Source organism: Rhodococcus sp. 1R11, assembly GCF_004563845.1.
Classification (GTDB): Bacteria; Actinomycetota; Actinomycetes; order Mycobacteriales; family Mycobacteriaceae; genus Rhodococcoides.
In genome coordinates this window covers 105,789-131,423 of sequence record NZ_SPNG01000012.1, presented here as the reverse complement: position 1 = coordinate 131,423, position 25,635 = coordinate 105,789, and the positions used below count along the sequence as shown (strand labels likewise).

Annotated in this window: 16 protein-coding genes and 1 tRNA gene; 13 read left to right on the top strand and 4 right to left on the bottom strand. The window is 66.3% G+C overall.

Annotated elements, in window-relative coordinates:
- Nucleotides 1-26: 26 nt before the first annotated feature.
- On the bottom strand, nucleotides 27-10,931 hold the full coding sequence (locus tag E4P29_RS26080; protein ID WP_245154426.1) for a non-ribosomal peptide synthetase: 10,905 nt from the start codon (nucleotides 10,929-10,931) through the stop codon (nucleotides 27-29).
- Here E4P29_RS26080 and E4P29_RS26075 point away from each other — a divergent pair.
- The 12 genes from E4P29_RS26075 to E4P29_RS26020 all read left to right on the top strand — a co-directional run bounded on the left by E4P29_RS26075 (nucleotide 10,884) and on the right by E4P29_RS26020 (nucleotide 20,831).
- A tRNA-OTHER gene (locus E4P29_RS26075) sits at nucleotides 10,884-10,990 on the top strand. The two genes, E4P29_RS26080 and E4P29_RS26075, sit on opposite strands and share 48 nt — an antisense overlap.
- Before the next feature lie 88 nt (nucleotides 10,991-11,078).
- Nucleotides 11,079-11,684, top strand: a complete 606-nt coding sequence (locus tag E4P29_RS26445) for a hypothetical protein (RefSeq protein ID WP_245154425.1) — start codon at nucleotides 11,079-11,081, stop codon at nucleotides 11,682-11,684.
- Between the two features lie 87 nt (nucleotides 11,685-11,771).
- Complete coding sequence (locus E4P29_RS26065; protein WP_167735567.1) at nucleotides 11,772-12,239, top strand: hypothetical protein; 468 nt, start codon at nucleotides 11,772-11,774, stop codon at nucleotides 12,237-12,239.
- Nucleotides 12,240-12,557: 318 nt separating this feature from the next.
- Nucleotides 12,558-13,478 carry a hypothetical protein gene (locus E4P29_RS26060; RefSeq protein ID WP_167735566.1) on the top strand — a complete coding sequence of 307 codons (921 nt, stop codon included), beginning with the start codon at nucleotides 12,558-12,560 and terminating at the stop codon, nucleotides 13,476-13,478.
- A 6-nt stretch (nucleotides 13,479-13,484) separates the two neighbouring features.
- Nucleotides 13,485-13,850 carry a hypothetical protein gene (locus tag E4P29_RS26055; RefSeq protein WP_167735565.1) on the top strand — a complete coding sequence of 122 codons (366 nt, stop codon included), beginning with the start codon at nucleotides 13,485-13,487 and terminating at the stop codon, nucleotides 13,848-13,850.
- Between the two features lie 166 nt (nucleotides 13,851-14,016).
- Nucleotides 14,017-14,184 (top strand): hypothetical protein, encoded by a 168-nt coding sequence (locus E4P29_RS26050; RefSeq protein WP_167735564.1) that lies wholly within the window; start codon nucleotides 14,017-14,019, stop codon nucleotides 14,182-14,184.
- Between the two features lie 242 nt (nucleotides 14,185-14,426).
- A complete protein-coding gene (locus E4P29_RS26045; protein WP_167735563.1) occupies nucleotides 14,427-15,086 on the top strand; it encodes a hypothetical protein in 660 nt (219 codons plus the stop codon).
- A gap of 1,083 nt (nucleotides 15,087-16,169) precedes the next feature.
- On the top strand, nucleotides 16,170-16,676 hold the full coding sequence (locus E4P29_RS26040) for a hypothetical protein (protein WP_167735562.1): 507 nt from the start codon (nucleotides 16,170-16,172) through the stop codon (nucleotides 16,674-16,676).
- Nucleotides 16,677-16,821: 145 nt separating this feature from the next.
- Complete coding sequence (locus E4P29_RS26035; RefSeq protein WP_167735561.1) at nucleotides 16,822-17,088, top strand: hypothetical protein; 267 nt, start codon at nucleotides 16,822-16,824, stop codon at nucleotides 17,086-17,088.
- Nucleotides 17,089-17,985: 897 nt separating this feature from the next.
- Nucleotides 17,986-18,165, top strand: coding sequence for a hypothetical protein (locus tag E4P29_RS26030; RefSeq protein ID WP_167735560.1), 180 nt, complete (start codon nucleotides 17,986-17,988; stop codon nucleotides 18,163-18,165).
- Nucleotides 18,166-19,758: 1,593 nt separating this feature from the next.
- Nucleotides 19,759-20,199 carry a hypothetical protein gene (locus tag E4P29_RS26025; protein WP_167735559.1) on the top strand — a complete coding sequence of 147 codons (441 nt, stop codon included), beginning with the start codon at nucleotides 19,759-19,761 and terminating at the stop codon, nucleotides 20,197-20,199.
- A 23-nt stretch (nucleotides 20,200-20,222) separates the two neighbouring features.
- Nucleotides 20,223-20,831: a hypothetical protein gene (locus tag E4P29_RS26020; protein WP_167735558.1), complete on the top strand. Its 609-nt coding sequence runs from the start codon at nucleotides 20,223-20,225 to the stop codon at nucleotides 20,829-20,831.
- A 359-nt stretch (nucleotides 20,832-21,190) separates the two neighbouring features.
- On the opposite strand, the gene E4P29_RS20415 is transcribed toward E4P29_RS26020, so the two are convergent.
- Together E4P29_RS20415 and E4P29_RS20410 are read right to left on the bottom strand one after the other, a co-directional pair.
- On the bottom strand, nucleotides 21,191-21,616 hold the full coding sequence (locus E4P29_RS20415) for a PPOX class F420-dependent oxidoreductase (protein ID WP_135046969.1): 426 nt from the start codon (nucleotides 21,614-21,616) through the stop codon (nucleotides 21,191-21,193).
- A gap of 80 nt (nucleotides 21,617-21,696) precedes the next feature.
- Entirely contained in the window at nucleotides 21,697-23,154 is a 1,458-nt protein-coding gene (locus E4P29_RS20410; RefSeq protein WP_135046968.1) for an amidohydrolase family protein, read from the bottom strand.
- A gap of 76 nt (nucleotides 23,155-23,230) precedes the next feature.
- On the opposite strand from E4P29_RS20410, the gene E4P29_RS20405 reads away from it, so the two are divergent.
- Nucleotides 23,231-23,665, top strand: coding sequence for a thioesterase family protein (locus tag E4P29_RS20405; protein WP_027496292.1), 435 nt, complete (start codon nucleotides 23,231-23,233; stop codon nucleotides 23,663-23,665).
- Here the strand turns inward: E4P29_RS20405 and E4P29_RS20400 are convergent.
- Entirely contained in the window at nucleotides 23,641-25,605 is a 1,965-nt protein-coding gene (locus E4P29_RS20400) for an acetoacetate--CoA ligase (protein WP_135046967.1), read from the bottom strand. The genes E4P29_RS20405 and E4P29_RS20400 overlap by 25 nt on opposite strands.
- Between the last annotated feature and the right edge of the window lie 30 nt (nucleotides 25,606-25,635).

Below are 25,635 nucleotides of genomic sequence, written 5' to 3'. Positions count from 1 at the left end.
TGCACAACCGGCGAGCTCGGCTTTCGTCACGACGACGCGATCACCGACTCCGCCCGTTGGATCAACGATGCCAGAGCGGTCGACAACCCCTCTGCACCGAGGGCGGGCAAGATGCCCGGAATCAGTGCGGACAGCGTGACCGTCACCAGAGCCTGCGGCTTCATCGCCGCGCCCATCGTCGCCGACATCTGCGTCACTTTGGCGTTCAGGGCCGCGAAATCGACGCTCGTCGATTCGTGCTCGAGTGCCACCGCATCGGGCGCGATCGCGGCGGCGTCGGCAATCAACTGCGGCAGGTCGTCGACCGTCTTCGGCTTGGCGCGCGGTGCGAACTCGGCCTTCTCCTCGTCCGTGAGGATGTCGATGGATCGCAGCACCACCTCGGGATCGGAGACGACCGTCTGCAGAATCTTAGACAGCCGCTCGGCGAATGTCGCGATCGTCGATTCGTCGAAGATCGACGTCGCGTAGGTGAACGTCGCCTCGATGTCCTGCAGCGCTCCGGTCTCGTCGAAGTTCTCGACAGCGGTCAGCTGAAGGTCGAACTTCGCCTGATCGTCGCCTGCCGGCAGCGCCTGCACCTGCAGGCCCGGCAACTCGAACGTGCCCGTCGCATGGTTCTGGAACGTCAACATCGCCTGGAACAGCGGCGTGTAGGCGCTCGACCGAGCACGACCGAGTGCATCGACCAGCCGCTCGAACGGAACGTCCGCGTGGCCGAACGCCGCGAGGTCCTTGTCCTTCGCCTGACGCAGCAGGTCCAGGAACGTGCCGTTCGGATCGATCTGCGTGCGCAGCACCAACGTGTTGACGAACATGCCGACCAGGTCGTCCAGTTGCTCCTCGCCGCGTCCCGCGGTCGGGGTGCCGATACTGATGTCCGACGAGTTGCTCAACCTGCCCAGCAGAACCGCGAACGCGCTGTGCACCACCATGAACGTCGTCGCCGCATGCTCGCGGGCGATCTTCTCGATGGCCGACGCCACGTCGGTGCCGAACGTGAAGCCGTACGACGCGCCCTCCATGGTCGGTCGAGGGGGCCGTGGACGATCGAGCGGCAGCGCCAGTTGTTCCGGCGCGCCCGCCAGCTCGGTGGTCCAGTAGGCCAGCTGCTTCGCCAAGGGACTGTCCGGGTCGTCCTCGCGGCCGAGTACGTCACGCTGCCACAGCGCGAAATCGGCGTACTGCACCGGCAGCGGTGCCCACGACGGCATCTCCCCCGCCACCCGAGCGGTGTAGGCGACCATGACATCGCGGATCAACGGCCCCATCGAGAACCCGTCGGCGGCGATGTGGTGAGCCACCACGGCGAGGACGTGTTCGTCGTCGCCGACCTGCAGCAGTGCAGCCCGGACCGGGACGGTCTTCGTCACGTCGAATCCCGCACCGAGGACGTCGGTCAGGCGGGACACCACAGCGTCCGGTGCCACCTGTTCGGGTTCGAGATCCACCCCGACGTCGGCGACGCCACCGATCTGCTGCACCGGGCCGTCGACCGAGTCGGGGTAGGCCGTCCGCAGAATCTCGTGGCGGCCGAGCACATCGTCGAACGCGCCGCGGAGCGAGGCGATGTCGAGGGCACCGGTCAACCGCACCGCAACGGGGATGTTGTATGCGAACGAGCCCGGGTCGATGCGGTTGATCGTCCACATCCGTTCCTGGGCGATCGACAGGGGTAGTCGATCGGGACGCTCGCGCACCGTCAGTTCCCGGCGGGCACCGCCGCCGACGAGCGGAGCGATGTGTGCAGCCAGGCCCGCCACCGTGGACGCCGCGAACACCGATCGCACGGGAATCTGCGCGTCGAGAGCCTGGCCGAGGCGCGAGACCAGTTGGGTTGCGATCAACGAGTTTCCGCCGAGGGCGAAGAAGTCGTCGTCCAGCCCCGCGCGGTCCAGCCCGAGCAGTTCGGCAACGGTCGTTGCAACGATCTCCTCGATCGGGGTGACCGGTGCGCGGAACTCGGTGGCCTCGAAGTGCGGCGCGGGCAGCGCCTTTCGGTCCAGCTTTCCGTTGGCATTGAGCGGTAGCGCTTCGAGCACCACGAATGCCGCAGGCACCATGTACGACGGAACGAGATGCGAGAGTTGGGATTCCACGTCCGCGACATCGACGACCTCCCCGGCCCGGCCGACGACGTAGGCCACCAACTGGTCACCCATGGACTCGCCGCTGTGCACCACGACGGCAGAATCTGCCACTGCCGACTGCGACCGCAGGGCCGCTTCGATCTCACCGAGCTCGATGCGGAATCCGCGAATCTTCACCTGGAAGTCGGCACGATCGATGTACTCGAGGTGCGCCGGGGCCGGCGTTCCGTCGACGACGGGCACCCGCCAGCGCACCAGGTCGCCGGTGCGGTACATCCGAGAACCGTTCGCGTCGAACGGATTGGCGACGAATCGCTCCGACGTCAGGTCCGCGCGCCCGAAGTAGCCGCGCGCCAGCTGCGCGCCGGCCAGGTAGAGCTCGCCACTGATACCCACAGGCACCGGATGTAGCCGCGAGTCCAACACGAACACCGTCGTGTTCGCCTCGGGAACACCGATCGGCACCGCGGTCGCATCGGCGTCCGTCACCGCGTGCGCGGTCACCGACACCGCTGCCTCGGTCGGCCCGTACAGGTTGTGCAGTTCGGTCGATCCGTTCCGCTTGCGGAACTCCTGTGCAACGGCAGCAGGCAGTGCCTCACCGATCGCCAGCACCCGCCGCAGGCTCGGCGATACCTCGCCCGCGGCTACGGTGCCGAGCATCGACAGCATCGACGGCACCAGGTGCAGTGTCGTCACCGACTGCGTGCGAATCAGCTCCAGCAGGTAGTCGGGGTCACGATGACCGTCGGCCTCGGCCACGACCAGCCGTCCGCCGGAGGTCAGCTGCGACCAGAACTCCCACACCGACAGGTCGAACGTGGCTGACGTCTTGAGCAGCGCTGCGTCGGTCTCGTCGAGTGCGTACTCCGCACGCAGCCAGTTCAGCTGGTTGACGACGGCACCGTGCGAGACCGCAACACCCTTCGGACGACCGGTCGATCCGGACGTGAAGATGACGTACGCGGTGTTGGCGGCAGTGAGTGCACCGGTGCGTTCGGACGCGTCCACCGGAGCACCCGAGTAGGCATCGGCGTCGAACCGGGCCAGATCCACGATCGGGGCAGCATCGGTGATCTCGGCACCCACATCGCCGGAGATCAGAATGCACGCAGGAGCGGCTGTCTCGAGGACCAACGCGTTGCGCTCGGCCGGCTGGTCGGGATCGAGCGGAACGTACGCCCCGCCTGCCGTCGAGATGGCGTACATGCCTACGAGGAGATCGACCGAGCGCCGAACGGCAAGGCCGACAGGCACTTCCGGCCCGACACCCATGCCGATCAGATGACGCGCGAGCTGCGAGACCCGCTCGGCGAACTCTCCGTACGTCACCACGCCGTCGTCGTGGACGAGTGCGACTGCAGCGCGGTCGCGTTCGGCGGCTGCACCGAACAGATCGGGCAGGGTCGTGTCTTCGACGGCACCGAAATCGTGAACCGTGGCGTTCCAGTCCTCGACGATCGCAGATCGCTCGCCGTCCAGCAGCACGTCGAGATCACCGATGGGTGTCGACGGCGACGCCACGACGGCGGCCAGCACGGCCTCGAAACGGGCCACGAGTGAACGAGCGGTGCTCTCGTCGAACAGATCCGTCGCATAGGTCAACAGGGCATCGAAGCCACCTGCCGCACCGTCGCCCTGTGGGGCATCGGACACGATCAGATGCAGATCGAACTGTGAGTTCCCGGTCTCGGTGTCGAGCGCCGAGATCTCCAACCCGTCGAGCTCGAACTCGCGGCGAGCGAAGTTCTGGAACGAGAAGCCGACCTGGAACAGCGGGTGCCGAGCCGTCGAGCGCGTGGGGTTGACCACATCGACGAGCCGCTCGAACGGGATGTCCGAGTTGGCGAACGCCTGCAGATCCGTTTCACGTGCGGCGTCGAGGAGATCGCCGAAGGTCGCCTCGCCCGGTACATCGAGTCGCAATACCAGGGTGTTGACGAACATGCCGACGAGGTTCTCGATCTCGGCCTCGCCGCGACCTGCGATGGGTGTACCCACGACGATGTCCGAGGACCCCGAGATCCGCGAGAGCAGCACCGCGAAGGCCGCATGCACGGCCATGAAGACGGTCGCGTTGTGCGCGCGTGCCAGTTCCGCGAGACGGGCGTGCGCGTCGACGTCGATTCGGAAATCGATGCGATTGCCGCGGAAGGTCTGGCTCGCCGGACGCGGGCGATCGAGAGGTAACTCGATCTGCTCGGGCAACTCCGACAACGCGGCAGACCAGTATCGAATCTGTTGCGCTGCAATCGATTCGGCGTCGTCCTCGGAGCCGAGAACGTCCCGTTGCCAGAGCGCGTAGTCGGCGTACTGCACCGGCAGCGGTGCCCATGCGGGATCGGACTGCCGGGTACGGGCGGCATAGGCCGTCATGACGTCGGTCGACAACGGCATCATCGACAGACCGTCGGCGCTGATGTGATGGACCACCATCGCCAGCACGAACTCGGTGTCGGAGACTCGGAACAGCGAGGTCTTCAACGGAACCTCTGCAGTCACGTCGAACGTCGACGCCAGCAGTTCCAGCACCCGAGCGGTCACCGATTCCGCGTCGGTGTCGATCACGTCGAGAGTCGTCGGCACCTGGGACATCGGCACCACAACCTGATGCGGACCTTCGGGCGAATCCGGGTACACCGATCGCAGTGTCTCGTGCCGCTCGATGACGTCCGAGACCGCGCTCTGCAACGCGCCGACATTCAGAGCGCCGCTCAGCCGCAGGGCGAACGGGATGTTGTACGCCGTCGAGTCCGAGTCGAACCGGTTGAGGAACCACATCCGCTGCTGCGCGAGCGAGAGTGGAACTCGATCGGGACGAGGCCCCGGCACCAGCGCCGGCCGCGCGCCCGAGCCCTGCTCGACCCTCGCGGCGAGTGCCGCGACCGTCGGGGCCTCGAACAATGCCCGGACCGGGACCGTCGTGTCGGCGGAGGCACCGAGCCGGGACACCACCTGGGTGGCCACCAGCGAGTTGCCGCCGAGTTCGAAGAAGTCGTCGTCGAGACCGACCCGGTCGAGACCGAGGACGTCGGCGAACACCTCGGCGACCATGGACTCGATCGGAGTCGTCGGTTGCCGGAACTCACGGGTTCGTGCGGCCGGTTCGGGCAACGCTCGCCGGTCCAGCTTTCCGTTAATGGTCAACGGAATTGCGTCGAGCACCACGAACGCCGACGGGACCATGTACTCGGGGAGCTGCTCGGCCACCGACGCGCGGACGGCGTCGACGTCGATCGTCGAACCGGTTGCGGGCACCAGGTAAGCGACCAGGCGCGCGGCACCCGGAGCGTCCTCGCGCACGATCACCGCGGCCTGTCCGACGGCCGGAGCCGACAGAACCGACGATTCGACTTCGCCCAGTTCGATGCGGAAGCCGCGGATCTTGACCTGATCGTCTGCGCGACCGACGAATTCGAGCTCACCGGTGGGCGACCACCGGGCGACGTCACCGGTGCGATAGAGCACGGATCCGTCGCCGGCGAAGGGATCTGCCACGAATCGTGTCGCCGTCAGGTCCGGCCGACCCAGGTATCCCCGCGCCACCTGACCGCCCGAGACGTACATCTCTCCCGGGACACCCGCCGGCACGAGGCCGAGTCGCGCGTCCAACACGTACACCGACAACCCGGAGATCGCCCGACCCACCAGTGACCCCGATGCCTCCGCGGCCGCCTGCGCATCGAGAGCCCGATGCGAGACGTGGACGGTGGTTTCGGTGATGCCGTACATGTTGACCAACTGTGGGGAACGATCACCGTGCCGATCGAACCAACCGCTCAATCGACGCAGCTCCAACGCTTCTCCGCCGAAGACGACGTAGCGCAGCGCGTACTCTGCAGCACCCGATGCCGTGCGGTCGGCCTGGTCGAACTGGTAGAAAGCAGACGGGGTCTGGTTGAGCACGGTCACGCGTTCGCGAATCAACAACTCGCGCAGCGCTTCCGGCGACCTCGACGTGAAGTAGTCGACCACGACGACGGTGCCACCCGTGGTGAGCGGGCCCCACAGTTCCCACACGGAGAAGTCGAACGCGTACGAGTGGAACAGAGTCCAGACGTCGGCGGGACCGAAATCGAAGTGCCGCTGGGTGTTCGCCAGCAGGCGAACGACGTTGCGGTGCGGGACGACGACACCCTTGGGGGTGCCGGTCGAACCCGAGGTGTAGATGATGTACGCAGCCTCTGCAGCCGTGACCGCGGGAAGAACGCCCGTCGCGAACTGGGACTCGTCCGCTGGGGTGTCCATGTCGACCCTGGACAGCTCCGGCGGCAGCGCGACCTCGACGCCGGTCCAGGTCAGTACCGCGGCGGGACGCGAGTCGGCGAGCACGAACTCGATGCGATCGGCCGGGTACGACGGATCGATCGGTACGTATGCACCTCCGGCCTTGAGCACCGCGAGCAGCGCCACCACGAGATCGGCCGTGCGAGGCAGTACGACTGCGACCGCGGATTCGCGGCCGACACCCTGTGCGACAAGAACTCTCGCCAGTGCCGTCGACTCGGTGTCGATGTCTCCGTACGTGCGCGACCGACCGTCGAAGACGACGGCGGCAGCGTCCGGGTTCTCCGCGACCCTGGCGGCGAACAGGGAGACGATGGAGTCGGCAGAATCCGCGACCGCCGGTGCGTCCTGGGCAAGGGCGAGAACGTGATCGCGCTCGGCCGCATCCATCACCGGGATGTCCCCGACGGGCTGCTCGGCATCGGTACCGACCGACTCCAGCACGCGGATCAGGCGCTCACCGAAGGCGCGGGCTGTGTCGTCGTCGTAGAGATCACGGGCGAACGTCACGTCGATGGCCGAGGTGCCGTCCGCCTGATTCTCGGTGAACGTGAACTGGATGTCGAACTTCGCCGTCTCGACGTCGAGATCGACTCCGCGCACGGTCAGGCCAGGGAGCTCGAGTTCGGTCTGCTCCATGTTCTGCACGGTGAGCATCACCTGGATCAGCGGATGCCGCGCGGCCGACCTCGGTGGGTCGAGTACCTCGACGAGTCGCTCGAACGGCACCTCCGCGTGCGCGAACGCCGACAGATCGGTGTTGCGCGTTCGGGCGAGCAGTTCGGTGAAGGCAGCACCGGGATCGATCTCGGTACGCAGCACGAGGGTGTTGACGAACATACCGATAACGTCGTCGAGTGCCGCCTCACCGCGACCGGCGACCGGAGTACCGATGGCGATGTCGGTTTCGCCCGACAACCGGGAGAGCAACACCGCGAGAGCAGAGTGCAGCACCATGAACAGAGAGCTCTGATTGGCGCGGGCTACCGCGCCGAGGCGCGCATGCGTCTCGGCATCGAGCGTCAGCCGAATGTTGCCGCCGCGGTACGACGACCGATCGGGGCGCACTCGGTCGCCGGGGAACGTGCTCTCGTCCGGCAACCCCGACAGCGTTCGCGTCCAATGTCGGATCTGGCCGGACACCGGTGAATCGGGATCGCTCTCGGAACCGAGCACGGTCTGCTGCCACAGGGTGTAGTCGGCGTAGCGAACCGCGAGCGGTGCCCAACCCGGTTCGTTTCCTGCACTCCGGGCTGCGTACGCGACCATGAGGTCGCGGGTCATCGGTCCGATCGAGAAACCGTCTGCGGCAATGTGATGTGTGGCCAACGCCAGCACATGCCGGTTCGAGTCGAGCTCGAGCAGGATGGCGCGGAGTGGGGGTGCGGCAGTGACGTCGAAACCCTGCACGAAGAACTCCGCCAGGGCGGCGGTGACGTCGTCGGCGATGACCTTCGTCGGTGCCAGCTCCGGGGCCACCTGCGCTGCGGGGACGATCACCTGAGATGCCACCCCGTCCACCTCGGGGTAGACGGTGCGCAGCGATTCGTGCCGTTCGATCACGTCGGCCACGGCAGAGCGCAGCGCGGCGACGTCGAGGTCGCCGATCAATTCGATGGCTACGGGCAGATTTTCCGTTGCCGAATCGACGTCGAAACGGTTGAGGAACCACATCCGGCGCTGTGCGAGCGACAGCGGAACGAAGTCCGGCAACTCGGTGCGCACGAGCGGAATCTTGCGACCCGATCCCGAGAGTTCGTCCAGCTTCGCCGCCAGAGCCGCTACCGTCGACGCCTCGAAGATGGTCCGAACACTGACCGTGGTGTCCGTCGCGGCACCGATGCGCGACGCCACCCTGGTGGCAACGAGCGAGTTACCGCCGAGAGCGAAGAACTCGTCGTCGGCTCCGACGACATCGACGCCCAGTACGTCGCGAAACACCTGCGACACAACGATTTCCGACGTGGTCGTCGGAGCACGGAAAGCACGCTGCTCGATATTCGGTGCCGGGAGGGCACGCCGGTCGAGCTTGCCGTTGGCGGTCAGCGGAAGTGCGTCGAGCACGACGGTCGCAGCCGGAACCATGTAACCGGCGAGCGAGCGGCCGGCGAACGCCGCCAGGTCGGCCACGTCGACGGTCGCACCGGCGGCGGGGACCACGTAGGCGACCAGTTGATCGCCTGCCACGGCCGTCTGCCGAACCAGCACCACGGCCGACTCCACCGACGGGTGCCGGCGCAGCACGGTCTCGATCTCCCCGAGTTCGATGCGCAAACCACGCAACTTGACCTGGAAGTCGGTGCGGCCCAGATACTCCAGACGCCCGGTGTGAGACGAGGATTCCCGCCAGCGCACCAGATCGCCGGTGCGGTACATGCGAGAACCCGGTTCGCCGAACGGATCCGGTAGGAATCGGTCTGCCGTCAGATCCACTCGACCGAGGTAGCCGCGGGCCAGTTGGATTCCGGCCAGATACAGCTCACCTGCGACCCCGGGAGCGACCGGGGACAGTCGGGAGTCGAGGACGTACGTTCTGGTGTTCCACACCGGAACACCGATCGGAACCAGGTCGACGTCCGCCTGCGACACCTCGTGATAGGTGACGTCGACAGCCGCTTCGGTGGGTCCGTAGAGGTTGTGCAGCGCCACGCCCGGCAGGACGCGTCGGACGCGTTCGCCGACCTCGGCGGGCAGCGCCTCACCGGAGGCGAACAGAGTCCGCAGCGACGCAGCCGACGAGGACTGCTCGGCTGCGACGACGGAGACGAAGACCTCGAGCAGCGACGGCACGAAGTGTGCCGTCGTGACCGACTGCGCCTCGATGGTCTCGAGCAGGTACTGCGGGTCTCGGTGCCCGTCCGGCTTCGCGATGACCAGCGTCGCACCGATCTGCAACGGCCAGAACAGTTCCCACACCGACACGTCGAACGTGACGGGGGTCTTCTGCAGCACGACATCGTCGGCGGCGAGCTCGTATTCCGACTGCATCCACAGCAGACGGTTGACGATTGCCTCGTGTGTGACGGCCACGCCTTTCGGCTGCCCGGTCGACCCGGACGTGAAGATGACGTACGCGGTGTTCGTCGGTGCGAGTGCACCGATTCGGTCCGCGTCGGTGATCGGTGCATCGGAGACCCCGGACAGGTCGAGAACGTCGATGTCGATCACGTCGAGCCCGTCGGCATCCACCGAGTCTCGTGACGTGCTCAGTACGCACACCGGTGCCGCGGTGCGCAGGATGTGCGCAATTCGCTCGGCAGGCTGATCCGGGTCGATCGGTACGTAGGCACCGCCCGCCGCGACGATCGCGTGAATTCCGACGAGGAGCTCCACCGAACGACGGGCAGCGATCGCCACGGTGGTGTCGGGCCCGACACCACGATCGACGAGGTACCGCGCCAGACGAGCCACCCGTGCGTCGAACTCACCGTAGGACACCGACTCGTCACCGAATACCAGTGCGGTTCCGTCGGATTCGACCGACCGCCCGAGGGAGGCCAGCGTCTGCGACCGGTCGACGTCGTGGTCGGTGTCGTTCCAGTCGTCGAGCACGCGCTTGTACTCGACGTCGTCGAGCAGTTCGATGTCGCCCACGACGGTCGAGAGGTTGTCGGCGACGGATTCGAGGACCTTGATCAGACGCTCACCCAGGGTGACCACAGTGGACTCGTCGAACAGGTCGGTGGCGTAGGTGACATCGAACGTCATACCCTGCGCCGCGCCACTGGGTCCGAACGATTCGACGAACGTGAACTGCAGGTCGAACAGTGCAACCAGGGTCTCGAAGTCGACGCCAGAGACCGACAGTCCCGGTAGTTCGAGATCCTTCTGCCCCAAATTCTGGAACGCGAGCACCACCTGAACGAGGGGATGACGTGCCGTGGACCGTACCGGGTTGAGGATTTCCACCAGACGCTCGAAGGGAACGTCCACGTGTGCCAACGCCGACAGATCGGTCTCGCGAGCATCGGCGAGTACCTGGTCGAACCTGCGCGCGGTGTCGATCTCCGTTCGGAGCACGAGGGTGTTGACGAACATGCCGATCAGGTCGTCGAGCGCCGCCTCACCGCGGCCCGCGACCGGTGTGCCGATCGCGATGTCGGTCTCGCCGGACAACCGCGACAGCAGTACCGCAAGGCTGGTGTGCACCAGCATGAACAGCGACGCGTTCTCACGTCGGGACGCCTCGATCAGAGCGCGATGCAGTTCTCCGTCGATCGAGAAACGCACCAGCGCACCGCTGTTCGACGCCACTGCCGGCCTGGGACGGTCGGAGGGCACATCGAGCTGATCGGGTAGACCGGCCAACGTCGTCGTCCAGTAGTCGATCTGCTGCGAGACCACGGACGTGGGGTCGTCCTCGGAGCCCAGCACCTCGCGCTGCCACAGGCTGTAGTCGGCGTAGTCGACCGGAAGCGGAGTCCAGTACGGCTCCTGGTTCATCGACCGCGCCGCGTAGGCATTCATCACGTCGCGAGTGAGCGGGCCCAGCGAAAAACCATCGGCGGCGATGTGGTGCACCACGAACACCAGCAGGTGCTCGGTGGGGCTCACCTCGAACAACCGGGTACGGAAAGGGAGGTCCTTCGACAGGTCGAATCCTGTCGTCGCCAGCTCGCGCATGGCATCGGCCACCTGGTGCGCGGAAATGTCGATCGGCGTCAATTCCGGTGTGGCCGTTTGCGCGTCGACGATCACCTGATGAGCCGTGCCGTCGGTCTCCGGGAACACCGTCCGCAGAGACTCGTGCCTGGCGACGACGTCCGCGACCGCGATCTGCATGGCCCGGCGATCGAGCAGACCGGACAACCGGACGGCGATCGGGATGTTGTTGGCCGCCGACTCGACGTCGAACTTGTTGAGGAACCACATCCGCTGTTGCGCCAGCGACAGCGGAATGTGCTGCGGACGCTGCTGCGGTACCAGCGGCGGCCTGCTGCCGGTGGCGACCAGGGTGCCCAGTCTGGCTGCGAGGTCGGCCACCGAGGACGCGTCGAACAGCTCGCGAACGGCGATCCGGGTGTCCAGCGCGACGCCGAGTCGGGAGACGAGTTGCGTTGCGATGAGCGAGTTTCCGCCCAGCTCGAAGAAGTCGTCGTCGAGACCCACGCGCTCGACGCCCAGCACCTGGGCGTACACCTCGGCGACGGTGCGTTCGATGTCGTTGGTCGGTTCGCGGTACTCGGTGACCTCGAACGCGGGGTCGGGCAACGCCTTTCGGTCGAGCTTTCCGCTGGCGCCGAGCGGGAACTCGGGCAGCACGATCAGTGTCGACGGCACCATGTACTCCGCCAGACGGCCGCGTAGCGAAGACAGAACGGCTCCGGTGTCTACCGACACTCCCGAAGGAACCACGTATCCGACGAGTTGGTCGCGGCGGACCACGACGACGGCTTGAGAGACCGACCGCTGGGCGAGCAGCGCCGTCTCGATCTCACCCAGTTCGATGCGCAGGCCGCGCAACTTGACCTGGAAGTCCGAACGTCCGACGTATTCGAGCTCGCCGTCGCGATTCCAGCGCACCACGTCGCCGGTGCGGTACAGCCGCGCACCGCCATCGGCGAACGGGTGAGCGACGAACCTGTCCGCGGTCAGGTCGGGGCGACCCACATAGCCGCGCGCGAGCTGGGTGCCGGCGAGATAGAGCTCACCTGCAACACCGACCGGGGTGGGATGCAGTCGCGAATCCAGCACGTAGACAGCGGTGTTCCACACCGGAGCACCGATCGGCATGACGTCGGAGTCCGAATCCGTAACGGCGTGGTACGTCACGTCCACGGCCGCCTCGGTCGGTCCGTACAGGTTGTGCAGTTCCACCGAGGCGACCGCACGCCGCAGTGCACGAGCGGTGGTGGGCGGTAGCGCCTCGCCGGAGGCGAACATCAGCCGGAGCGAGGCTCCCGCGCTGCGACGCCGCTCGACTTCGGGTACGAACACCGACATCATCGACGGCACGAAGTGCACCACCGAAACGCGTTCGCGCGCAATGACATCGAGCAGGTAGATGGGATCTCGGTGACCGTCGGGAACGGCGATGACCACCGAGGCACCGACCTGGAGCGCCCAGAAGAACTCCCACACCGACACGTCGAAAGTGGACGGCGTCTTCTGCAGCACCACGTCGCGCGGAGTCAGGGCGTACTCGCCTTGCATCCACAGCAGTCGGTTGACGATCGCGTCGTGCGACACCCCGACGCCCTTGGGGCGGCCCGTAGAACCCGACGTGAAGATGACGTACGCCAGGTTCTGCGAGTGCAGTGGGGCGCGGCGATCGTTGTCGCGCAACGGTTCCGACGACAGGTTCGAAGTATCGAGCGTGTCGATGTCGATCGTGTCGACGCCAGGGAATTCGACGTGATCGCGCACGGTGGACAACACCCGAATCGGTGCCGCGGTGGCCACGATGTAGTCGTTGCGATCCGCCGGTTGCGTCGGGTCGATCGGCACGTATCCGGCCCCGGCCTTGACGATCGCGTACATGCCGACGAACAGGTCGAGGCTGCGGGCGATCGCGAGGCCGACCAACGTGTCGGGCCCGACGCCCACCGACACCAGATGGCGCGCAAGACGATTGACTCGTGCATCGAACTCGGCGTACGTCAGCCGCTCACCTTCGAAGACCAGCGCAGTTGCGTCCGGGGTCAGGTCGACCTGTCGGTCGAACAGGTCCACCAGAGTGATGTCGGCGGGGACCTCGTGTTCGGTGTCGTTCCATTCGGCCACCACGCGATCGTGCTCGCCGTCGTCGAGCAGATCGATGTCGCCGACGGCCACCGACGAATCGGCCACCACGGCCGTGAGCATCCGGACGAATCGATCGGCGAAACCGCGGACGGTCTCGGCATCGAAAAGGTCTGTCGCGTAGGTCAGTTCGGCGGCCATGCCCTGTCCGCGGCCGTCCAGTCCGATGGACTCGGTGACGGTGAGCTGCAGGTCGAACTTGGCGACCTCGGCGTCGAGGGCGACACTGTCCACCGACAGGCCCGGGAGGTCGACATGGGTACGGGTGAGGTTCTCGAACGACAGCATCACCTGGAACAGCGGGTGACGAGCTTGCGACCGAGACGGGTTGAGAACCTCGACCAGACGCTCGAACGGTAGATCGGCGTGGCCGAAGGCACCGAGCGCTACCTCGCGCGCGCGGCCGATCTGTTCGGAGAACGTGCGTCCGGAGTCGATGTCGGTGCGCAGAACGAGCGTGTTGACGAACATGCCGACGACGTCGTCGAGCGCTGCGTCACCGCGGCCGGCGACCGGAGTACCGATGGCGATGTCCTCGGTGCCGGACAGTCGGGCCAGCAGCACGGCCAGTGCGGCGTGGACGACCATGAACAGCGATGCGTTGTGGGTGTGCGCCAGAGCGGACAGGCCCTGGTGTACATCGGCAGGCACATCGAATCCGATGGAGGAGCCCTGGTAGGACTGGCGGCTGGGGCGCGGCCGGTCGGTCGGCAGATCGAGCTGGTCGGGTAGGCCGGCGAGGATGTCGGCCCAGTAGTTCACCTGACCGGAGATCAGCGACTGCGGATCGTCCTCGGAGCCCAGAACCGAACGCTGCCACAGGCTGTAGTCGGCGTACTGCACTTCCAACGGCATCCAGGCCGGGTTCTCCCACGCGGTGCGCGAGGCGTAGGCGATCATGATGTCTCTGGCCAGCGGTCCCATCGACCAGCCGTCGGCCGAGATGTGGTGGACCACCATGGCGATCACGTGTTCGCGTGGGCCGATCTCGAACAGTCGGGCCTGGATCGGCACGTTGACGGTCACGTCGAACGTCGTCGACGCGAGTGCGAAGACCTGTCGCTGAATGTCGGCTGCCGAGGTCGGAATCGGCATCAGGTTCGGCACCGTCTGAGCGGCGTCGAGAATGGACTGCTGCGGTCCGTGCGCGGTGTCGGGATAGACGGTGCGCAGCGACTCGTGCCGGTCGATCACATCCATGATGGCGACCTGCAGTGCGGCGACGTCCAAGTCGCCGGTCAGCTTTAACGCGAACGGAATGTTGTAGGCGGCGGAGTCGACGTCGAACCGGTTGAGGAACCACATGCGTTGCTGCGCAAGCGACAACGGGATGCGTTCCGGCCGGACGGTCGCAACCAGTGCAGTCCGGCCGCCCTCCCCCGCGGCCTGCTCGACGCGCACCGCGAGCAGCGCGACCGTCGACGCCTCGAACAGCATGCGCACCGGCACGGTGGCGTCGAGAGCGACTCCGAGCCGCGAGACCACCTGGGTGGCGATCAGCGAGTTGCCGCCGAGCTCGAAGAAGTCGTCGTCCAGTCCTACCCGCTCGACGCCGAGGACGTCGGCGAAGACGTCGGCGACGATCTCTTCGATCGGTGTCGTCGGTGCGCGGAAATCTCGCACCTCGAACACCGGCGCAGGCAGTGCGCGCCGGTCCAGCTTTCCGTTGACCGTCAACGGAATCGTCTCCAGCGCAACGAACGCCGACGGAACCATGTACTCCGGCAACAGTTCGGCGATGCCGGTTCGCAGGTCCTCGAGGTCGAGTGTCGGCCGACCGTTCACCACGGCCGAGACCACGTAGGCGACCAACCGGGCCGCCCCGGGCGAATCCTCACGGACGACGACGGCAGCCTGGGTGACGGCGGGGTGCGCGGTGACCGCGGCCTCGACCTCACCCAACTCGATTCGGAAGCCGCGCACCTTGACCTGATCGTCGGAACGGCCCAGATACTCGAGCTCGCCTGACGCGTTCCACTGCGCCAGGTCGCCGGTGCGGTACAGCAACGACCCGGCATCGGAGCCGGAGGCGAACGGATCGGCCACGAACCGCACCGCGGTGAGCGGCGCGCGTCCCAGATATCCGCGGGCCAATTGTCCACCGGCAACGTACATCTCGCCGGGCACCCCGACCGGGACCGGATGGAGCCGGGTATCGAGAACGTAGACGCGCAGCCCTGCGATCGGCTTGCCGACCACCGATGCGGTCGTTGCGACGGACGCGGAGCCCAACGCCTGATAGGACACGTGCACCGTGGTCTCGGTGATGCCGTACATGTTGATCAGCTGCGGTGCACGATCGCCGTGCCGCTCGAACCAGCCGCTCAATCGACGCTGTTCGAGGGCCTCGCCGCCGAAGATGACGTAACGCAGAGACAGCTCGCCGCCGGTCGAGGCCGCTGTGCGATCGGCCTCGGAGAGTTGGTAGAACGCCGACGGAGTCTGGTTCAGCACCGTCACTCGTTCGTCCACGAGCAGCTGATGGAACGCTTCGGGTGAGCGCGAGGTGAAGTAGTCGACGACCACCAGAGTGCCGCCGTACAGCAACGGACCCCACAGCTCCCACACCGAGAAGTCGAACGCGTAGGAATGGAACATCGTCCACACGTCGTCGGCTCCGAAGCCGTAGACCGCATCGGTGTTCGCGAGCAGCCGAACCACGTTGCGGTGCGGAACCAGAACGCCCTTGGGGCGACCAGTCGAACCCGAGGTGTAGATGACGTAGGCGACGTTGGTGGGGCGAAGCGGGCGGATGCGATCGGTGTCGGTGACCGGTGCGTCCGAGATCGACGACAGATCGACCGTGTCGATGTCGACGAACGTTGCGCCGATGCGAGATTCGACGTCCGCGGGCAGCTCGATCGGGTCTGTTCCCGAGAAGAGAATTGATGTCGGACGCGCATCGTCGAGCATGTACTCGACGCGGTCCAGCGGGTAGCTCGGATCGACGGGGAGGTAACCGCCACCGGCTTTCACCACTGCGACCAGCGCGACGACGAGTTCCGCCGACCTCGGCAGGGCGACTGCGACGAGGCTCTCGGGGCCGACGCCGTGCGAGATCAGTACGCGGGCAAGGCGATTGGTCCGAGCATCGAACTCGGCGTACGTCAGAGACGTGTCACCGAAGCGCACGGCCACTCCGTCCGGCCGTGCCGAGGCCGCGGCGTCGAGCAGGTCGATCAGCGTCACGTCGCGAGAGACGTCCGGCCCGGACACGTTCCAGGTGGACACGACGGATTCGTATTCGGCGGCGTCCACGATGTCGACGTCGCCGACCGGAACCGACGCGTCGGTGGTGACTGCGTCCAGAATTCCCAGGAAGCGTTGCGCGAAGCTGTCGACCAGATCGGCGTCGAACAGATCGGTTGCGTACTCGAACACCGCATCGATACCCGCGGCAGTTCCGTCGACCTGGTGCTCGGTGAGCCACAGCTGGAGGTCGAATTTCGCTATCGGGACGTCGAATTCGGCGGCCACGGCGCGGAGCCCACCGACGGTGAGTTCACGAGACATGGCCGATTCCAGCGACAGCGCCACCTGGAACAACGGGTGCCGTGATGTCGATCGGACCGGATTGAGAACCTCGACCAGGCGCTCGAACGGAACGTCGGCATGCGCGAATGCCGACAGATCCGTGTCGCGGACGCGAGCGAGCAGCTGCTCGAACGACAGTGCCGGATCGACGTCGGTACGAAGTACCAACGTGTTGACGAACATTCCGACGAGGTCGTCGAGTGCAGGCTCACCGCGACCGGCCACCGGCGCGCCGATGGCGATGTCGGTGGTGCCGCTCAATCGAGCCAGCAACAGCGCGTACGCCGACTGCATCACCATGAACAGCGACGAGTTGTTCGCGCGTGCGAGATCGGCCAGAGCACTGTGCAACCGGGCCGGAATCTCGATGCGCAGCTTGCTGCCTGCGTTGGACGATACGGCGGGGCGAGGCCTACTCGACGGCAGCGCCAGCTGATCGGGTAGGTCCTCGAGTGTGGCACTCCAGTAAGCGATTTCGCGTGCAGCAAGCGAATGCGGATCGGTTTCGGGACCGAGTACCGCACGCTGCCAGAGCGCGTAGTCGGCGTACTGGACCTCGAGCGGTGTCCATTCGGGAGCGCGGCCCTGGATCCGACTCGAGTAGGCCAGCAGCACGTCACGCGCCAACGGCCCGAAGGATGCTCCGTCGGCAGCGATGTGGTGCAGGACCATCGCCAGTTCGTGCTCGGTGGGCGACATCTCGAACAGCGCGATTCGGAACGGCGTGTCGATCGTGACGTCGAAGCCCTTGGCCACCAACTCGTGCAGTCGGCCACCGAGCTCGTGCCGTTCGATGCGGATCGGGGTGATCGTGGCCGGTGTCCTGGCCGCGTTGAGCACGACCTGCTCGGGCGATCCGTCCACCTCCGGGTACACGGTGCGCAGCGTCTCGTGTCGTTCCACGACGTCCGCGAACGCAGCCGACAGGGCACTCACGTCGAGTGGGCCGCTCAGATGGACCGAGAACGGCAGGTTGTACACCGCAGTGGCCGGATCGAACCGGTTGAGGAACCACATGCGTTGCTGTGCAGGCGAGAGTGGGATGCGCTCGGGGCGCTCACGGGATTCGAGGATCGGGGTGTCGGCTCCGCGGCCGGCAGCCGACTCGGCCCGGGCGGCCAGTGCGCCGACGGTGGGTGCCTCGAACAGCTCGCGCACTCCCAGGCGTACTCCCAGAGCGCCGCCGACTCGTGTCACCAATTGCGTTGCGATCAGCGAGTTCCCGCCGAGCTCGAAGAAGTCCTCGTCCAGACCGACCTTGGACGCGCCGAGCAGGTCCTCGTAGATTCCGGCAACGACGTATTCCGCGCGACTCTGCGGTGCTCGGTACTTCTTGGCGCTGGTGAACACCGGCTCCGGCAACGCTTTTCGATCGAGCTTTCCGCTGGTGTTCAGTGGCAGTGCATCCAGCACGACCACTGCTGCGGGAACCATGTACGACGGCAGCGCGTGTCCGGCGAATTCGATGGCCTCGGCGGAGTCGATGGACTTCCCCGGCCCGGCGACGACGTAGCCGACGAGCTGGTCGCCGGTGACCGTCTGCACAACCAATGTCACTGCCTGCGAGATGGATTCGTGTGCGAGCAGCACCGTTTCGATCTCGCCCAGTTCGATGCGCTGGCCACGGAACTTCACCTGGAAATCGGTGCGTCCGATGTAATCCAGCACTCCGTCGCTGCGCCACCGAACGAGGTCGCCGGTGCGGTACATCCGCTCCCCGGCGTCGCCGAAGGGGTTGGCCACGAACCGATCCGAGCTCAAGTCGGGGCGACCCACATAGCCCCGCGCCAGCTGGGCACCCGCCAGGTAGAGCTCGCCCGCTTCTCCCACCGGAGTGGGTCGCAGCCGGCTGTCCAGTACGAAGGCCCGGGTGTTCCACTCGGGCACACCGATCGGGACGGTTCGCGTGTCCTGTGGGCTGCTCTCGTGGTACGTCACCGAGACCGCCGCCTCGGTGGGACCGTAGAGGTTGTGCAGTCCTGCGGCGCAGACGGATCGGAATGCTGCCGCCGTCTCGACTGGAAGCGCCTCGCCGATCACGAAGACGTGACGCAGCGAAGCACAGGTGTTGGCCGGCGCGTTGGCGACGAACACGGTCAGCATCGAGGGCACGAAGTCGGTGACCGTGACGCGATGTTCGGCGATCCTGTTCGCCACGTAGACCGAGTCACGGTGCCCGTCGGGGGTGGCGAGCACCATCGTCGCGCCCACCCGCAGCGGCAGGAAGAACCCCCACAGCGAGACGTCGAACGTCGTCGCCGTCTTCTGCAGATAGACATCGGTGGTATCCATCGGATACTCCGCCAGCATCCACTCCATCTGATTGTGGATGGCGGCGTGCTCCACGGCGACGCCCTTCGGGCGGCCGGTGGAGCCGGAGGTGTAGATGACATACGCGGTGTTCGAAACACGTAGCGGCGCAATCCGTTCCGCGTCGCTGACCGGAGCGGACGACCGGGCGGACAGGTCGACCAGATCGACGGCGACCTTGTCGGTGCCCTCGGGCAGCGACACGTCGTCACGCGACGAGATCAGTACGCACCGAGGCTGCGCGGAGTCGAGAATGTAGGCCGTGCGTTCGGCAGGATGATCCGGATCGATCGGCACCCACGCTCCGCCGGCCGCCACGATGGCGTACATGCCGACGACGAGATCGAACGAGCGTCGAATGGACAATCCGACGAGAGTCTCCGGGCCGACGCCCATGTCGATCAGATGGCGAGCGAGGCCGTTCACCCGCGCCGACAGATCCCCGTAGCTCAGCACGTCGCCCTCGTACACCAGAGCCGTGGCCTCGGGTCGAGCTGCCGCAGCAGCTTCGAAGGCGGCGAGCAGAGTGCTCGGCGTGGTCTGGTGTTCGGTGTGGTTCCACTCGGAGACGACCAGGGCGCGCTCGGATCCGTCGGTCAGAGCCAGATTCCAGACGAGGTCCGTCGGGGCTGCTGCCACGAAACGGCCGAGGAAGTCGACGAACCGCTCGTGATTGCGGCCGGACTGATCGGGGCCGTAGAGGTTGGGGTTGGACTCGAAGTCGATGTGGGTCGTGGCCCCGGCGACGCTCGTGTAGAGGTTCAGGCCGAAATCCTCGATGAGGCCGGTGGAGAGGATGTTGATCCCGCCGACCATCGACCCCAGGCGCACCTCGCCGAAGAACAGCATGATGTTGACCCAAGGACCGAAGAAGGCCGCTTGTCCGCTTGCGCCGCCGGCGTCGCGGCGAATGTCCTCGTGCCGGTACCGCTGGTGGCGCAATGCACCGGACACCTCGGCGTTGACGCGTGCCAGCATCGTTTCGACGGTGGTGTCGCCCGAGACGTCGAACCGCAGCGGCACCACGTTGGACACCATGCCGCCGGAGCGGCGCAGAACCGCGGTGGTTCTCGCAGTCACCGGCAGTGACAGCACGACGTCCTCGCGGCCGGTCATCTGGGCCAGATACGCCGCGAACGCGGCGATGACGATGGTCGCCATCGTCGTGTCGGTCCCGGCGCGCAGGGCGTCGAGATTGCTCATCGTGTCGGCAGACAGAGCGGTGCTGTCGATCTGACTCTTCGGTGCCGGCGGAGCGGTGTGCCCGGCGAGGGTGGTGACTCCGTCGATTCCGTCGATCCGGGACGCCCAGTACTCGCGATCGGCCTGGAAGCGGCTCGAATCGCGGTAGGACATCTCGATGTCGTAGACCTTGGTCAGATCCGAGGCCAGGTTCTTCGTCGGTTCGGTGCCCTCGACCTCGGACGTGTACAGCTCGGCAGCGCGGTTCATGAAGGTCACGGCACCGAAGCCGTCGAGAACGACGTGGTGCACGCGCTCGTACCAGAACCAGACATCGTCCTCGATGCGCAGGACGGTGGCGGCGATCAGTCGGTCGCGGAGAATGTCGATGGGTGCGCTGTAATCGGCATGCATCCACTCGAGGGCGGCCGCGCGCGGATCGTCCTCGCCGCGCAGATCCACCAGCCCGAGCGAGTCGTCCAGGGTGGGGTCGACGATCTGTCGTGGCTCGGCGTCGATCTCGGTGATGCGGACGAAACCGGACTGCAATTCGAGGGCTGCGCGCGACGATGCGCGCCGCAGCAGTTCGACGTCGAGGTCACCGCGCAGTTCGACGTACTGCGCGATGTTGGCGGGTACCGAGGGGTCCACGTGCTGCGCGAACCACATCCCCAATTGGGCCGGTGACAGTGGGAACGAGGGATGCTGCTGACGGTCGACTCCCGTGTCGTCGTCTCCAGCACCTTCCACACCTAGCGGGTCCAATCGATTCCTCTCTTTCCCACAATCACACGCGCCCCCACCGGCCGCCGAAGCAGCGGACAACGGTGGGCACCGAACACATCGAGCAAGCTGACTACGTCGATCTCTATTTTCTCACCATGAACAACTCGGAAGTTACCTTTCAGTACATATCCGTCGAGATGGGCTGGACCGTTACATGCCCAGCACGCGCCTAGGGCACCCACCCCCGTCCGTGCGGAACCGGTGGCTGGATTCGGCACCCGGCCAATCTACAGGCCCGCACGCGCGAAGTTCTTCGGTCGTCATGCCGTCATGTCGAAAGCGGCAATCACCTTGGTAGGTACCAAACGAACGATCAATTCGCCCGGAACTCCGTTACGTCTGCCGAATTCCTCGCCTCTGTCGCGCCCCATGTACCGTGCTCCGATTTCGGTGGCCGTGCGCACCAACTCTGCTGGATCCTCGTCGACCGATGCGACTCCCTGAACCTGCACGAACCCGTACGGCGGCTCTTCGAGATCGACGGTCAACACGATGCGAGGATCCCTGCGGATCGCTCGCCCCTTCGCGGTATCGGCTCCGGTGTTGAACACGATGGAGTCGTCCTCGACGACGAACCAGATCGGGGCGACCAGGGGCCGTCCGTCCGAAGCCAGGTAGCCGACCTTTCCGGTGCGGGTACCTGCCGACAGAAACTCTCGCACGCGTGGATCGGTGAAAGACGTCATCGAAGTGACGCTACTCGGCCGGACCGACAGGTTCACGTCAGAGACGAACTCGGCCCGGACGTGCCGCCCGATCGCCGAGGCTAAGCCGGGCCGACGTGGGTGAGCCGGCCTGCGCAGATCGTGGCCCTTACCTCCGTGTCGGCGAGATCGTGCGCCGAGCGGTGCGCCGGGTGTTCCGCGAGAACGACGATGTCCGCGACGTCTCCGACGCGGAGCACACCACGGCCCCCGCTCGCCGCCTGCAGTGCCGCTCCGAGAGGAACCGATTCCTCGGCATGCCAGGGTGGCCGGTCGTCGTCGGTTCGGAAGACCGCGGCTGCTACGCCTGCCAGGGGCTCCGGTGGGCTGACCGGAGCATCGGAACCGAACAGAAGCGTGGCACCGCTTCGATGGAGCGATCCGTATCCGTAGGCCACCGAACGCCGACCTGCCCAGAGATCCTCGGCGATGTCGCGGTCGGCCATGGCGTGCTGCGGCTGCACCGACGCCGCAACGCCCAGCGAGGCGAAGCGCGCGATGTCTTCCGGGAGAAGCTGCTGCGCGTGTTCGATACGACCTCCGCAACCCGCCCGCTCGAACGCATCGAGCGCAACCCCGTTCGCCCGGTCACCGATCGCATGGACGGCAGAGGTGATGCCGCCGCGAGCCGCGCGAGAGACGAGGTCGTACAGTCCGTCGCCGGTCTCGAGCAACAGCCCGTAGGCGTCGTCACCGTCTATGCCCGGATAGCGATCGTGACAGCAGGCCGTTCTGGTGTTCAGCGAGCCGTCGAGCATCACCTTCAGCGGTCCGCGCCGAATCATGTCCGAGACGGCCGAGACGTCGCCGGTTCGCTCCCCACGATCGAGCGCTTCGTCGAGCCACTGCGGCCACACCGTGGTGTCGACGCGCACCGCGGGGGATCCGGCCGCCAGGCGTCGATCCCAGACCGTCCGGTTGTCCGCGAACTCGAAGTCGACGACGCCGGTGACTCCGCGGACCGCCAGCGCCGCGGTGGCGTCGAGCACCGCTCGGTCCAACTCGGCGGGGTCCTCCAATGCCTCCAGCGCCATGACGGCCTCGAGCCCGTCGACGTCACGAAGCACCCCGGTGGGATGGTCGATACCGAGATCGCGCAGCAGCGCCGGACTCAGCCACAGCGTGTGCAGGTCCATGCTCGTCAACGCCACACGGACACCGGGCAGCGCGTTCTCGAGCAGATCCTTGTGCGGTTCGTCGGGCCACTGCGCGTCCCGAAAGCCGTTGGCGCGCACCACGGAATCGCCTGCTGTTCGCGCATAGGGGAACACCAGTGCCACGGCATCGGCCGCCGACGAGGCCGGCCCGACATCGATGCGCCGCCGCGCCGCTGCCCATTGCGTCAGATGAACATGACTGTCCACGAACCCCGGCAAGGCCACCCCACCGGCTCCGTCGACGACCTCGACGCCGCGGGTGCGATCGCTACCGGCCGGGGTGATGGACCCGATGACCGAGTCGACGAGTTCGATGTCGAAGAGCACGCCGGAATCATCCAGTGCGACATTGGCGATAATCACTCCTGGGACTCTAGAGCGTCACCCCCGACGCAGGCGCGCATGCCATCCTCTAGCAATGAAGACAGAGCCTGTTGCGATGCAGACAGATCGGACCGACCCCGTCGGATATCACGCGACCGTCACGGTGCGGTGGTCGGACATGGACGCATTCGCGCACATCAATCACGCGCGAATGGTCACCCTGCTCGAAGAGGCGCGCATCGAATGGCTGCTCAGCGAGGGCGAGGCCAACGAAAGCCTGATCAAGAGTGCGTTGATTGCGAACGTCACCATCGCGTACAAGAAACCGCTCCGGCACTCGGACGGTCCGCTCGACGTCACACTCTGGTTCGAGAAGGTGCGTGCGGTCGATTTCACCATCGGCTACGAGGTGCGGGCAGCAGGCGCGGCCCCGGATTCACCGCCTGCGGTGGTGGCGACCACCCGCATGGCAATGGTCGACGTCGGGGCCGAGACTCTGCGCCGGATCGCGCCCGAGGAGAAGGCCTACCTCGCGCGCTGGACTCGCTGATACTCCGCCGCGCGGTCTGCGAACCATCGCACCGCCTCCGGATCGTCGACGGCACTGGTGTCGAGAGCGGTTGTCGCGGCAGCACCTTGGAACATCTTCTTGAGCGGCACTTCGAGCTTCTTACCGGTCCGAGTGTGCGGGATCGCGGGCGCAGCGACGATGTCGTCGGGAACATGCCGCGGGGACGCCTGGGTCCTGATGACGGCAACGATGCGCTCGCGGAGCTCCTCGCCGAGTCCGTTCGGAACCACCACGAACAGCGGCATCCAGTATCCCCCGTCGGGCTGTTCCATGCCGAGCACCAGGGCCTCGGTGACCTCGTCGAGAGATTCGACGGCCTGATAGATGTCGGCGCTTCCCATTCGAATGCCGTTGCGGTTCAGCGTCGCATCGGAACGACCGTGCACGACGACGCTGCCGCGATCGGTCACGGTGATCCAGTCGCCGTGCCGCCAGATGCCCGGATAGGTATCGAAATACGCGTCCCGGTAACGGGTTCCGTCGGGATCGTTCCAGAATTGCACCGGCATGGACGGCATCGGTTCGGTGACGACCAGTTCGCCCACTGCGCCGCGCACCGAGTTGCCTGCCTCGTCGTAGGCGTCGAGCGCAACGCCCAGGAACGGAGCCGACAATTCCCCCGCCCAGACCGGCACGGTCCGCACTCCCCCGGCGAACGCCGACACGACGTCCGTACCGCCCGAGATGGAAAAGACCGGCACGTGTGCGCCGACGTTCTCCGACAACCAGATCGACGACGTCGCGGGCATCGCCGACCCGGTGATCCCGATGGCGCGCAGGGCCGAGAGGTCGTGATCGGCACCGGGGTGTGCGTCCGCCTTGATGCACGCGAGCACGTACCCGGGGCTGGTACCGAGGTACGTCACGCCCTGCGCGGCCGCAATACCCCACAGCGCATCCGTTCTCGGGAACGCGGGATTTCCGTCGGTACACACGATCGTGGCCCCGACGAGCAGGCCGGCCACCTGGAAATTCCACATCATCCAGCTCGGGCTCGTGTACCAGAAGAACACATCATCGTGCCCTAGATCCGACTGCAGTGCAACGGATTTGAGATGCTCGAGCAGGACGCCACCGTGGCCGTGCACGATCCCCTTGGGTCGTCCCGTCGTCCCCGACGAGAACACGACCCACAACGGGTGATCGAACGGCACTGCGACGGGAGCGAGCTCGCGCGGTATCGCGGTCGCGTCCGCCCAACTCAGCGACGTCGCCGCGCTTCCCGCAGTCCCCGCAGCGTCTCCGATGGTCACCACGGTGCGAACCGTCGGCAGGCCCTGTACGAGAGTGCCGACGTCCGCACCTTTGTCGCGGAAAGCTCCTCCGTAGACGTACCCGGACGCGGTGATCAACGCCGCGGGATCGAGCTGCCCCAATCTGTCGAGCGCCGCCGCCGCCGAGTAGTCCTGCCCACACGCAGCCCATACCGCGCCGAGACTTGCTGTCGCCAGGAAGGCGATGACCGCCTCGGGCACGTTCGGCAGGTATCCGACGACGCGATCGCCGCGCCGCACGCCCGCCTCGGACAGGGTGCCCGCCAACGCACCGGCCTGAGCGATCATCTCGGACCACGTGACGGTCCGCGTCGTACTGTCCTCGTAGGCATGAACGATGGCGGCTCGGTCTCCTCGCGCGTGCCGAACGACCTGATCGACGTAATTCAGCTCGGCACCCGGGAACCACTGCGCCCCCGGCATACCGTGGCCCTCGAGGACCGACGCCGGTTCGGTGGTGGAACGAACCTCGAAGTAGTCCCACACCGCTTTCCAGAACGATTCGATGTCGTCGATCGACCACCGCCACAACGCTGCGTAGTCGGGCAGCGGCACCTCGTGGCGCGCCTCGACGAACCGGGTGAACTCGGTGACCCGAGCGCGCTCGACATCGGTATCGGTGGGCGTCCACAGCGCACTGGTCATGGACGTCAGTATGTCAGCCGAAGAGCTGGG